The organism is Neobacillus endophyticus, assembly GCF_013248975.1.
GTDB lineage: Bacteria > Bacillota > Bacilli > Bacillales > Cytobacillaceae > Neobacillus > Neobacillus endophyticus.
This window is the reverse complement of sequence record NZ_JABRWH010000001.1, coordinates 4,715,203-4,727,966: the sequence shown is the minus strand read 5'-3', so window position 1 is coordinate 4,727,966 and position 12,764 is coordinate 4,715,203. Positions and strand designations below refer to the sequence as shown.

Below are 12,764 nucleotides of genomic sequence, written 5' to 3'. Positions count from 1 at the left end.
CTGACATATTGTGTAAATATAAGATAAATATGGGGGAATGAAAGATGGATCACAAAAGCGATGTTCAGAAGCAGTTTGGAAAAAGCGCCAGCTCCTATATTAATAGTACTCATCATAAAGAAGGTAAGGATTTAAAAAAATTACTTGAGATGGCAGAATTAAAAAGTGAAGACGTCCTGCTAGATGTGGCAACAGGAGGTGGCCATACAGCAAACACATTTGCACCATTTGTTAAAAAAGTAATGGCGATTGATTTAACAGATGAAATGCTAGTTGAAGCTGAAAAGTTTGTAAAAGGAAACGGTCATGCAAACATAGAGTTTATTAAAGGTGATGCAGAAAACCTGCCATTTGATAAGGAAATATTCGATATTGCAACTTGCCGAATTGCTCCGCATCATTTTCCTTCTGTAAATAAATTTATCTCCGAAGTGCATCGAGTCCTAAAACCGAATGGACAATTCCTAATTGATGATAATATTGCACCAGAGGATGATGAGTTGGATCAATTTTATAATAAGGTAGAAAAATGGCGCGATTTTAGTCACTTTCGAGCATGGAAAAAAACAGAATGGATTCGCATGCTTGAGTTCCATGGTTTTAGTATCGAGGAATTTCACCGTTTCGAAAAGACATTTCATTTTGAATCATGGTGCGCAAGGATGAATCTGCCAACGTCAGAAAAAAATAATCTCAGCCAATTTCTGTTTAATAGCTCTTTAAAAATAAAAAATAAATTTAAAATTGTTTTTAAAGATGAACAGGTTATTTCTTTTAAAGGTGAAGCATTGATGTTAAAAGCAGTAAAACAATAATGAATAAGCCCGATGCTGCGGCAAAGGGCTTATACTCATTTAAAGGCCATTTAGAGCAGTACCCAAAACATCAAATTCAGGGGCTTTATCATTTTCAGTTGAATGCTCCAATTGTTCCTGTTCTTCGGAATTGACAAAACCTTTTTCCGTTTCTTTTTTCTGATGATTTATACTCATATTTGAACACTCCTTTAGTTATGAATTTCTTATTTATTCTTTGCCGTTAAAAAGTTATCTAAACTATTATAGTGCAACCTTTTTAAAGAAAAATCTTGTCAATAAAAAATTTTTTAAGTGAAATACACAATTTTAAACTTTACGGAGAGAGATCATCTTATTTTTAATGAAGAAATTGAGCCATTTAGTAAGCAGAGTCATCACACAAAATAGGTGTTGACGAATTAGCTGTATGGTGGTATCATTCACTTTGCCGCTGATCCAGAATGAATTAATTTTGAATTCAACTTACTTGAATTTCAGTTAGGTTGACAACGGCTTGTTACTATGCTAATATAATGATTGTCGTTAATCGCTAGATTAATAGGTTTGCTCTTTGAAAACTAAACAAACAAAAACGTCAACAAACAATAATTATTCATTTCTAACGAAATGAAGCCAACGTTATTTTTATGAGCTATATCAACTTTCTTGGAGAGTTTGATCCTGGCTCAGGACGAACGCTGGCGGCGTGCCTAATACATGCAAGTCGAGCGAATCTCGAGGAGCTTGCTCCTTGAGGTTAGCGGCGAACGGGTGAGTAACACGTGGGCAACCTGCCTGTAAGATCGGGATAACTTCGGGAAACCGGAGCTAATACCGGATAATCTTCTTCCTTGCATGAGGAAGAACTGAAAGACGGTTTCGGCTGTCACTTACAGATGGGCCCGCGGCGCATTAGCTAGTTGGTGAGGTAACGGCTCACCAAGGCGACGATGCGTAGCCGACCTGAGAGGGTGATCGGCCACACTGGGACTGAGACACGGCCCAGACTCCTACGGGAGGCAGCAGTAGGGAATCTTCCACAATGGACGAAAGTCTGATGGAGCAACGCCGCGTGAGCGATGAAGGCCTTCGGGTCGTAAAGCTCTGTTGTTAGGGAAGAACAAGTACCGGAGTAACTGCCGGTACCTTGACGGTACCTAACCAGAAAGCCACGGCTAACTACGTGCCAGCAGCCGCGGTAATACGTAGGTGGCAAGCGTTGTCCGGAATTATTGGGCGTAAAGCGCGCGCAGGCGGTCCTTTAAGTCTGATGTGAAAGCCCACGGCTCAACCGTGGAGGGTCATTGGAAACTGGGGGACTTGAGTGCAGAAGAGGAAAGCGGAATTCCACGTGTAGCGGTGAAATGCGTAGAGATGTGGAGGAACACCAGTGGCGAAGGCGGCTTTCTGGTCTGTAACTGACGCTGAGGCGCGAAAGCGTGGGGAGCAAACAGGATTAGATACCCTGGTAGTCCACGCCGTAAACGATGAGTGCTAAGTGTTAGAGGGTTTCCGCCCTTTAGTGCTGCAGCTAACGCATTAAGCACTCCGCCTGGGGAGTACGGCCGCAAGGCTGAAACTCAAAGGAATTGACGGGGGCCCGCACAAGCGGTGGAGCATGTGGTTTAATTCGAAGCAACGCGAAGAACCTTACCAGGTCTTGACATCCTCTGACACTCCTAGAGATAGGACGTTCCCCTTCGGGGGACAGAGTGACAGGTGGTGCATGGTTGTCGTCAGCTCGTGTCGTGAGATGTTGGGTTAAGTCCCGCAACGAGCGCAACCCTTGATCTTAGTTGCCAGCATTTAGTTGGGCACTCTAAGGTGACTGCCGGTGACAAACCGGAGGAAGGTGGGGATGACGTCAAATCATCATGCCCCTTATGACCTGGGCTACACACGTGCTACAATGGATGGTACAAAGGGCAGCGAAGCCGCGAGGTGGAGCCAATCCCACAAAACCATTCTCAGTTCGGATTGCAGGCTGCAACTCGCCTGCATGAAGCCGGAATCGCTAGTAATCGCGGATCAGCATGCCGCGGTGAATACGTTCCCGGGCCTTGTACACACCGCCCGTCACACCACGAGAGTTTGTAACACCCGAAGTCGGTGGGGTAACCGCAAGGAGCCAGCCGCCTAAGGTGGGACAGATGATTGGGGTGAAGTCGTAACAAGGTAGCCGTATCGGAAGGTGCGGCTGGATCACCTCCTTTCTAAGGATAAAGCTGGACTTATGAGCCAGACAAAACGGTTTGTGACACGTTCTTTGTTTGTTTAGTTTTGAGAGAACAATCTCTCTCAAAGCTTTTTTTATTCGTTCTTTGAAAACTAGATAATCGTATAGAAGAAACCAAGCAAGAACCGAGTAATCGCCATTTTAGTTTTTCTCTCTTATTTTAAGAGTAAATAAAGACAAATCAGCAGCGAGAAGGTCGAGGAAGCGAGGGAGTGAAGACCGGAGCGTGCTAGGGCACGTGAGGTTCTGAACGAGCGAAGCTGACTAGAGACACGACGTTGATCATTTGTCGTAGGTTAAGTTAGAAAGGGCGCACGGTGGATGCCTTGGCACTAGGAGCCGATGAAGGACGGGACTAACACCGATATGCTTCGGGGAGCTGTAAGTAAGCTTTGATCCGGAGATTTCCGAATGGGGGAACCCACTGCTCGTAATGGAGCAGTATCTTTACCTGAATACATAGGGTACTGAAGGCAGACCCGGGGAACTGAAACATCTAAGTACCCGGAGGAAGAGAAAGCAAACGCGATTCCCTGAGTAGCGGCGAGCGAAACGGGAACAGCCCAAACCGAAAGGCTTGCCTTTCGGGGTTGTAGGACACTCAACATGGAGTTACAAAGGAACGGGGTAGATGAAGCGGTCTGGAAAGGCCCGTCATAGAAGGTAACAGCCCTGTAGTTGAAACTTCGTTCCCTCCTGAGTGGATCCTGAGTACGGCCGGACACGTGAAATCCGGTCGGAAGCAGGGAGGACCATCTCCCAAGGCTAAATACTCCCTAGTGACCGATAGTGAACCAGTACCGTGAGGGAAAGGTGAAAAGCACCCCGGAAGGGGAGTGAAAGAGATCCTGAAACCGTGTGCCTACAATTAGTCAGAGCCCGTTTATGGGTGATGGCGTGCCTTTTGTAGAATGAACCGGCGAGTTACGATTACATGCAAGGTTAAGTTGAAGAGACGGAGCCGCAGCGAAAGCGAGTCTGAATAGGGCGTATTAGTATGTAGTCGTAGACCCGAAACCAGGTGATCTACCCATGTCCAGGGTGAAGTCCAGGTAACACTGGATGGAGGCCCGAACCGACGCACGTTGAAAAGTGCGCGGATGAGGTGTGGGTAGCGGAGAAATTCCAATCGAACTTGGAGATAGCTGGTTCTCTCCGAAATAGCTTTAGGGCTAGCCTCACGTAGTAAGAGTCTTGGAGGTAGAGCACTGTTTGGACTAGGGGCCCTCATCGGGTTACCGAATTCAGACAAACTCCGAATGCCAAAGACTTATCCGTGGGAGTCAGACTGCGAGTGATAAGATCCGTAGTCAAAAGGGAAACAGCCCAGACCACCAGCTAAGGTCCCAAAGTATACGTTAAGTGGAAAAGGATGTGGAGTTGCTTAGACAACCAGGATGTTGGCTTAGAAGCAGCCACCATTTAAAGAGTGCGTAATAGCTCACTGGTCGAGTGACTCTGCGCCGAAAATGTACCGGGGCTAAACGTATCACCGAAGCTGTGGATTGACATCTACGATGTCAGTGGTAGGAGAGCGTTCTAAGGGCTGTGAAGCGGGATCGGAAGGACCCGTGGAGCGCTTAGAAGTGAGAATGCCGGTATGAGTAGCGAAAGATGAGTGAGAATCTCATCCACCGAATGCCTAAGGTTTCCTGAGAAAGGCTCGTCCGCTCAGGGTTAGTCGGGACCTAAGCCGAGGCCGAAAGGCGTAGGCGATGGATAACAGGTTGATATTCCTGTACCACCTCTTTATCGTTTGAGTGATGGGGGGACGCAGGAGGATAGGGTAAGCGCGCTGTTGGATATGCGCGTCTAAGCAGTTAGGCTGAGAAGTAGGAAAATCCGCTTTTCGAACAGGCTGAGCTGTGACAGCGAGGGAAATAGAGTACCGAAGTTCCTGATTCCACACTGCCAAGAAAAGCCTCTAGCGAGATAAAAGGTGCCCGTACCGCAAACCGACACAGGTAGGCGAGGAGAGAATCCTAAGGTGAGCGAGAGAACTCTCGTTAAGGAACTCGGCAAAATGACCCCGTAACTTCGGGAGAAGGGGTGCTTTTTGAGGTGAATAGCCTCGAAGAGCCGCAGTGAATAGGCCCAGGCGACTGTTTAGCAAAAACACAGGTCTCTGCGAAGCCGCAAGGCGAAGTATAGGGGCTGACGCCTGCCCGGTGCTGGAAGGTTAAGAGGAGGGGTTAGCGCAAGCGAAGCTCTGAATCGAAGCCCCAGTAAACGGCGGCCGTAACTATAACGGTCCTAAGGTAGCGAAATTCCTTGTCGGGTAAGTTCCGACCCGCACGAAAGGCGTAACGATCTGGGCACTGTCTCAACGAGAGACTCGGTGAAATTATAGTACCTGTGAAGATGCAGGTTACCCGCGACAGGACGGAAAGACCCCATGGAGCTTTACTGTAGCCTGATATTGAATTTTGGTACAGCTTGTACAGGATAGGTAGGAGCCTGAGAAGCCGGAGCGCCAGCTTCGGTGGAGGCGTCGGTGGGATACTACCCTGGCTGTATTGAAATTCTAACCCGCACCCCTGATCGGGGTGGGAGACAGTGTCAGGTGGGCAGTTTGACTGGGGCGGTCGCCTCCTAAAGAGTAACGGAGGCGCCCAAAGGTTCCCTCAGAATGGTTGGAAATCATTCGCAGAGTGTAAAGGCACAAGGGAGCTTGACTGCGAGACCTACAAGTCGAGCAGGGACGAAAGTCGGGCTTAGTGATCCGGTGGTTCCGCATGGAAGGGCCATCGCTCAACGGATAAAAGCTACCCTGGGGATAACAGGCTTATCTCCCCCAAGAGTCCACATCGACGGGGAGGTTTGGCACCTCGATGTCGGCTCATCGCATCCTGGGGCTGTAGTCGGTCCCAAGGGTTGGGCTGTTCGCCCATTAAAGCGGTACGCGAGCTGGGTTCAGAACGTCGTGAGACAGTTCGGTCCCTATCCGTCGCGGGCGCAGGAAATTTGAGAGGAGCTGTCCTTAGTACGAGAGGACCGGGATGGACGCACCGCTGGTGTACCAGTTGTCTTGCCAAAGGCATCGCTGGGTAGCTATGTGCGGACGGGATAAGTGCTGAAAGCATCTAAGCATGAAGCCCCCCTCAAGATGAGATTTCCCATAGCGTCAAGCTAGTAAGATCCCTGAAAGATGATCAGGTTGATAGGTCAGAGGTGGAAGCGTGGTAACATGTGGAGCTGACTGATACTAATCGATCGAGGACTTAACCAAGTCATAGCAATATGAATAAAGCGAACTCGTTCTTAAACGTTTCTTCTGTATTATCTAGTTTTGAGGGAATGAAACCTCAACAATATAGTCTGGCGGTGATGGCGAGAAGGTCACACCCGTTCCCATACCGAACACGGAAGTTAAGCTTCTCAGCGCCGATGGTAGTTGGGGCGAAAGCCCCTGTGAGAGTAGGACGCTGCCAGGCTATAAAATATGGAGGATTAGCTCAGCTGGGAGAGCATCTGCCTTACAAGCAGAGGGTCGGCGGTTCGATCCCGTCATCCTCCACCATATATTTCAAAGTTATTGAACAAGCATTATGCCGGTTTAGCTCAATTGGTAGAGCAACTGACTTGTAATCAGTAGGTTGGGGGTTCAAGTCCTCTAGCCGGCATCACTTTTAAATTTATATACTTCACCATTAGATTATTATATCTTCATAAATCATGCTTTTTTAAAGAATATGTTATTTAAATCTCCGAATGTGGCAGAACTGGCAGATGCATTAGATTTAAAATCCTGATTTAGGTGACTACCGTACCGTGGTATTCCGGTCCTCGGCATCTTAGGAAAATAGCACAGTTTGATTGATGAAAATCACCATCTGAGACTGAGGCGTATAAGATTCAATTGGGGATTTTCTGTCTATGTAAAGAATTGTATATTGCTAAGGCGGTGTAGCTCAGCTGGCTAGAGCGTACGGTTCATACCCGTAAGGTCGGGGGTTCGTCCCCTCCGCCGCTACTATTTATTTATATTTTTGGAGGAATACCCAAGTCTGGCTGAAGGGATCGGTCTTGAAAACCGACAGGCGGGTTAAACCGCGCGGGGGTTCGAATCCCTCTTCCTCCGCCATTTAATATGGAGGGGTAGCGAAGTGGCTAAACGCGGCGGACTGTAAATCCGCTCCCTCAGGGTTCGGCGGTTCGAATCCGTCCCCCTCCACCATATGATAGGGGCATAGTTTAAAGGTAGAACTAAGGTCTCCAAAACCTTCAGTGTGGGTTCGATTCCTACTGCCCCTGCCAATTCTAGTTTTTTACTTTATAAATTCTATACATTTGCCGGTGTGGCGGAATTGGCAGACGCGCACGACTCAAAATCGTGTTCCTCTGGAGTGTCGGTTCGACCCCGACCACCGGTATCGAAATCATACATTTTCTTTCGTTCAATATACAAGAATAATGAGTAAGATATCCAGCGTTTTCTACTATGGTAGAGACGCTTTTTATTTTGTTTAGCTTCATATCGTGTAAGTTTAACTAAAATACTTGCTCAGTAAGCGATGCTTATTAAGCATTTTAGAGAGGACAAAAACTCAGAGTACTTCAAGAAAAAAATGGGTACATACTTATAGCTAAAATACATTATTATCCAATTCTAAAAAAATCATTTAGCCCCTCGTTTTTGTCAGTTTCCTCTTTTATCTGCATGGTACTTTTTAAGCAGGTGCTAGAAACGTATTTTATATTCTAGCGTACCATTTTCAAAATATAATCCTACCTATATTTTGGCATTAACTTACTGGTGCAAGAATATGAGGGAGGAAATATGTATGGAGACAATTTGAGTCTATTTACTATGGTAGTTGATGAACATAATAGATATGTTCGTGTTTATTATATTCTTATGAAAGTACTAATAATTGATGAATTTTTTTCATAATATCATATGCGAAGCATTATATGTAGCAAGACAAAGATCACATTCCTAAAAATCACTTTTCGACTGGGTACATGATAGATTCACTGATTCAGGTTGATTCAATAAGATGAACGAAAAGTTATAGAAAAGGAGGAATGTTATGGCAAAGAACAAAAATATTGAATTAACAGGACGTATCGTGGTACCTGGGGACCCGCAATATAATTCAGCACGTCAGGAATTCAATACATTTTTCAACAAGTTTCCTTTTGTTATCGTCTTTGCTCAAAAAACGAAGGATGTTGTAAATGCTGTACTCTGGGCAAGAAAAAATAAAGTGCCAATTCGCATGCGTTCGGGCCGCCATAACTACGAAGGGTTATCAGTGGAAAACGCTGGTATAGTAATTGATGTCAGCGAAATGACCCAGCTAGAAGTAGATCGTAAAAGCGGCAATGTTACAATAGGTACCGGCTGGAGGAATTTAGACTTGACCCAGACACTATGGCCAGAGAGATTAGTGGTACCGACTGGCGTTTGTCCAACACCAGGTATCGCAGGTCTTACTTTGGGCGGCGGACATAGTGCTCAAGCAAGGACGTGGGGACTGACACAAGATCATTTGTTTGAACTCGAGATGGTGGATGCTAATGGCCGTGTGATTTGTGCCAATGCTAATGACCATTCCGATCTGTTTTGGGCATCATGTGGAGGAGGTGGTGGAAATTTCGGTATCTGTACTTCATTTCGCTTTCAAGCTCACCGCATTGACACAGTTGGCTATGCTGAAATAGCTTGGAATTTAAATGATCTAAAAACTGTTCTCAGCGTATGGCAGGAATATACACTCCCTGAAGCAGACAATCGTCTTACACCTTTCCTCTTCATGTCTAAAGGAGTGCAGCCAAATTTATTTATGCAAGCGATCTTTCTTGGTCCATCAAGAGAGTTGCGAATGTTATTAGAGCCTATACTTCGAGCTGGTTCTCCATTAAATGTGACCATAGAAGAAATCCCTTGGATTGAGGCTGCCAATCTGTTATATGCTCATTCACCATCAACTCCAATCTCATTCAAAAGTGTGGGACCATATGTTTATGATCTGTTACCTGATAAGGCCTTAACGATTATCGAACGTTTCATTAACGAGCAGCCGCCAAATACCGACACTTCTGTTTTTTTTCATGGGCTAAACGGGGCAGTTGCCGACGTACCAAATCAGGCTACGGCCTATTACTTTCGCAAAGCACTTTCAAACATGTCCTTGTTTGCTACGTGGAGCAGACCAGAAGGGGCTGCAGCAGGGATTCGTTGGGTGGAGCTTTTCCGTAGAGCGATCCTTCCCTATACAAGAGGTGTGTACGTCAACACACCTGACCTTTCGATCAGGAACTGGCCAGAAGAATACTATGCTGGCAACTTTGAGCGATTGACCAAAGTGAAAGCTAAGTATGATCCTAAGGATGTTTTTCATTACCCGCAAAGCATTCCACCAGCAGGTAAGTTACCGACACGTCTTGATTAATCTACCATTGAACTTTTTCCTCTTGAGTTCAAATACGTAAGTTAAAGCCCAATAACCAGCGTATCTATTAAAAATTTAATGATTCATTTTTGTAGGGCTTCATAAATTTCTTTGCTAATTTTTTCGCCATATGCACCATTCATTTTGAATGGATTGTGCTTAGCATTTTCAATTTTTTTGAGCATAACAATTCATAAGTTTCAACATTTGAAGTGGCTTTTACAAAGCCGCTTTTTATTTTTAAGTTATTTTAATTGGATTCCAGCAATTTATTATCATTGATATCGGGTTTTAAAAGACTTGTAAATGACCCATTAATGGTAACCAATTGATATAGCATGATAGTTTCGGAAAATGACGTTGGATGTTTTTAATTCTTCCTCATTTCGACAATTGATAATAACGATAAATTCAATCGTGTTTAAGGTTTTTTTACGCTTTTTTTTACGCCCCATTACTTTTTCAAATGCAAATCCAATGATCGCTCCAATAACAAAGCCAATGAATCCAGTGGCGAGAGGACCAATTATAAAACGGGATCCATAAATAATCCCAAATAATGCCCCTATAACTGACCATGCTGCCATTCCATCCAATATACTGCTTCCATCTGAATAGGACTTCGTATCAAACATCTGTGTGGTTTCATGATTATTTTTCATTTCAATTATGACAATTTGTTCTTCAGAAACCCCTGATTCTTCTATTTCTTTTATGGCCATTTCCAGAAATTTATTGCTTTCATAACCTGCTACAATATGCATTTCTTATTCTTCCTCTCCAAAAAAATAATAAAGGTATACAATATATTTTTTCCATGTATTTGGAAATTATAATGATAAAAGGAGGAATATCGCATGAAAAAACCTATTCAAGTTCAAATAATGAAACCAAGAATAACGAAAATGTATTTGGGGAGCTGGGGTTCCTCATTTTTGCATAATGCAAATCCATGGGTTGCTGCATGGTGGTCAGCAGCATTGCCAGGATTTGGACACATGAAAATGGGATTATTTTTAAAAGGAGCCATGTTCTTAACCGGAGAAATTATTCTAAATTTCTTAGCTAAAATCAATTTAGCTCTTTATTATACTCTGAATTTTCAATGGGAGAAGGCCCAAAGCGTCATAAATTATGAATTTGCTTTTCTTTATGCTGGTATTTGGATCTTTTCGATATGGGACAGCTATAGATTAGCAGTTGAGATCAATAAAATATCCTGGTTAGAATCAAAACAAAAAGTTCGCCATTTTGAACATGACAGTTTAATTGCCCAAGATTTAAATTTTCTAGAAAAACGAAATCCTTGGGTAGGTCTTTTCTGGTCATGTATTTTTACTGGATTTGGACACATCTATGTTCATAAAATTCTTTTGGGATTTATTCTTATCGGATGGATGTACGCTATTACATTTAATGCCCATTTTCCTTTACTTGTCATCTATACGTTTACAGGTCAATTTGATAAAATCCACAGTATTTTAAATTATTCTTGGCTCCCGTTTATACCATCTATCTACTTTTTTGGCATTTATGATGCTTACAGTTCAGTAATTTATAATAATCATCTGTTTAAAGAGGAGCAAGCTTATTATTTTAAAGAAAACTATGGCAAAAATAAATTAACCATTATTTAAATCAATGAAAATAATTCTTGACGCATTGTCATGAGTTAAGCGAATCTCGTCAAAAAGTGACGAGATTTATTTTTTGGGTTTCTGAATATATGGAAAATAAAAAAACTTTTTTAATTAAATATTTCCCTCGTATAATAAATGTGTTACATTATATACAAATAAGTATAACACATTTATTTGTAGTGCATACAATATACTATGTTTATTTGTTTAAGGGGGGTGTGAATGATTAAACTTACAAAACGTCAGGATGAAATCCTTCAAATTGTGAAACAAAACGGCCCCATTACAGGAAAAGAAATCGCAGAGAAGTTGTCACTATCAAGGGCTGCTTTAAGGCCGGATCTTGCCATCCTTACAATGTCGGGAAACTTGGATGCACGGCCAAGAGTTGGCTATTTTTTTAATAATAATTTTTCATTAAAGCAAAAAGCAGAAGAATTTATTCACCAAAAAGTATCCGAATTTAAGGCACATCCAATTGTCGTTGAGAAGTCAACAACAGTTTATGATGCGATTGTCCAGTTATTTTTAGAGGATGTTGGAACCCTTTATGCTGTTGATACCAGTGGGCATCTGGCTGGCGTGATTTCACGTAAGGATTTACTTCGGGCCGCATTGGGAAACAAAAAACTTCATGAATTGCCGGTAAGTGTAATTATGACGAGAATGCCAAATATAATCACCATTGATCCGGATGAATCTTTGTTGGAGGCGGCGAAACGAATGATTAACTATCATATTGATTCCCTTCCTGTGGTGAAGGAAATGGAAAATGAAAAGAATACATATTTATTGCTTGGCCGTATTACGAAAACAACTATAACGCGGGCCTATGTTGAATTTATGGAAGCTAAATCGGAATAAGGGGGTGCCATATTGGTTCAAAAAGAAGTGGTTTATGTCGTATCAGATTCTGTAGGAGAAACGGCTGAATTAGTGGTCAAAGCAGTCGCTACCCAGTTTAATGGCGGGCAGGTTGAAGTTCGCCGCAATTCCTACGTAGATGAAATAGATGATATTGAAGATGTCATTATGTTGGCCAAAGCTGGCAATGCGATCATCGCTTATACAATCGTCATTCCAGCTCTAAAAGAATATCTGGATCGAAGGTCAGTAGAAGAAGGGATTATCGCGATAGATTTATTAAATCCATTAATGAACGCATTTGAAACAAAATTAAACAAACAGCCCCATCACCAGCCTGGTTTAATGAGAAAGCTGGATGAGGAATATTTTCGTAAAATCGAGGCGATCGAATTTGCGGTGAAATATGATGATGGTCGTGATCCAAGAGGAATTTTGAAAGCAGATATTGTGTTGATTGGGGTATCGAGAACTTCTAAAACACCGCTATCGATGTACTTGGCACATAAACGATTTAAGGTGGCCAATGTGCCGCTTGTTCCCGAAGTACCGCCTCCGGATGAATTATTCCTAGTTCCTAGAAAGAATTGTATCGGCCTCATTATCTCGCCAGATAAACTAAATGAAATTCGCAAGGAAAGGTTAAGGTCCCTGGGGTTAGCGTCAAGAGCAAACTATGCCAGTTATCAACGGATTCTCGATGAGCTTGAGTATGCAGAGAAATTAATGAAACGTATAGGCTGCCCTGTTATTGATGTTTCGAATAAAGCAATTGAAGAAACAGCAGGGTTAATCCTGGAAATTTTAAAAAAAGAGAGGAGCTTGTAGT

The 12,764-nt window shown here is 43.2% G+C and carries 7 protein-coding genes, 7 tRNA genes and 3 rRNA genes; 15 read left to right on the top strand and 2 right to left on the bottom strand.

Going from position 1 to position 12,764, the window contains the following annotated elements; translation table 11 throughout:
* The first annotated feature begins 44 nt into the window (after positions 1-44).
* The gene (locus tag HPT25_RS23240) at positions 45-815 is read left to right on the top strand and encodes a class I SAM-dependent methyltransferase (RefSeq protein WP_173069744.1); all 771 of its coding nucleotides are present in this window, start codon (positions 45-47) and stop codon (positions 813-815) included.
* 39 nt (positions 816-854) lie between these two features.
* Here HPT25_RS23240 and HPT25_RS23235 read toward each other — a convergent pair whose 3' ends face one another.
* Positions 855-992, bottom strand: a complete 138-nt coding sequence (locus HPT25_RS23235) for a hypothetical protein (protein WP_173069742.1) — start codon at positions 990-992, stop codon at positions 855-857.
* A 468-nt stretch (positions 993-1,460) separates the two neighbouring features.
* Between HPT25_RS23235 and HPT25_RS23230 the strand changes: the two genes are divergently transcribed.
* The 11 genes from HPT25_RS23230 (at position 1,461) to HPT25_RS23180 (ending at position 9,431) form a co-directional block, all read left to right on the top strand.
* Positions 1,461-3,010: ribosomal RNA gene (locus HPT25_RS23230) — 16S ribosomal RNA — on the top strand.
* A gap of 317 nt (positions 3,011-3,327) precedes the next feature.
* A 23S ribosomal RNA gene (locus HPT25_RS23225) occupies positions 3,328-6,262 on the top strand.
* 88 nt (positions 6,263-6,350) lie between these two features.
* Positions 6,351-6,467: ribosomal RNA gene (gene rrf, locus HPT25_RS23220) — 5S ribosomal RNA — on the top strand.
* Together the 16S, 23S and 5S rRNA genes with 7 tRNA genes alongside form the textbook arrangement of a ribosomal RNA operon.
* A 10-nt stretch (positions 6,468-6,477) precedes the next feature.
* A tRNA-Val gene (locus tag HPT25_RS23215) sits at positions 6,478-6,553 on the top strand.
* A gap of 30 nt (positions 6,554-6,583) precedes the next feature.
* A tRNA-Thr gene (locus HPT25_RS23210) sits at positions 6,584-6,656 on the top strand.
* A gap of 277 nt (positions 6,657-6,933) precedes the next feature.
* Positions 6,934-7,006: transfer RNA gene (locus HPT25_RS23205), tRNA-Met, on the top strand.
* A gap of 18 nt (positions 7,007-7,024) precedes the next feature.
* Positions 7,025-7,117: transfer RNA gene (locus HPT25_RS23200), tRNA-Ser, on the top strand.
* 8 nt (positions 7,118-7,125) lie between these two features.
* A tRNA-Tyr gene (locus tag HPT25_RS23195) sits at positions 7,126-7,210 on the top strand.
* A gap of 6 nt (positions 7,211-7,216) precedes the next feature.
* Positions 7,217-7,290: transfer RNA gene (locus HPT25_RS23190), tRNA-Trp, on the top strand.
* 35 nt (positions 7,291-7,325) lie between these two features.
* A tRNA-Leu gene (locus HPT25_RS23185) sits at positions 7,326-7,406 on the top strand.
* A 660-nt stretch (positions 7,407-8,066) separates the two neighbouring features.
* A complete protein-coding gene (locus HPT25_RS23180; RefSeq protein ID WP_173069740.1) occupies positions 8,067-9,431 on the top strand; it encodes an FAD-binding oxidoreductase in 1,365 nt (454 codons plus the stop codon).
* A gap of 314 nt (positions 9,432-9,745) precedes the next feature.
* Here the strand turns inward: HPT25_RS23180 and HPT25_RS23175 are convergent, their stop codons facing one another.
* Positions 9,746-10,195: a hypothetical protein gene (locus HPT25_RS23175; RefSeq protein ID WP_173069738.1), complete on the bottom strand. Its 450-nt coding sequence runs from the start codon at positions 10,193-10,195 to the stop codon at positions 9,746-9,748.
* 93 nt (positions 10,196-10,288) lie between these two features.
* Between HPT25_RS23175 and HPT25_RS23170 the strand changes: the two genes are divergently transcribed.
* The 3 genes from HPT25_RS23170 (at position 10,289) to HPT25_RS23160 (ending at position 12,763) form a co-directional block, all read left to right on the top strand.
* Entirely contained in the window at positions 10,289-11,068 is a 780-nt protein-coding gene (locus tag HPT25_RS23170) for a hypothetical protein (RefSeq protein WP_173069736.1), read from the top strand.
* A gap of 225 nt (positions 11,069-11,293) precedes the next feature.
* Positions 11,294-11,935, top strand: a complete 642-nt coding sequence (gene ccpN, locus HPT25_RS23165; RefSeq protein WP_173069734.1) for a transcriptional regulator CcpN — start codon at positions 11,294-11,296, stop codon at positions 11,933-11,935.
* Positions 11,936-11,947: 12 nt separating this feature from the next.
* Positions 11,948-12,763: a pyruvate, water dikinase regulatory protein gene (locus HPT25_RS23160; RefSeq protein ID WP_173069732.1), complete on the top strand. Its 816-nt coding sequence runs from the start codon at positions 11,948-11,950 to the stop codon at positions 12,761-12,763.
* Position 12,764: the final 1 nt, after the last annotated feature.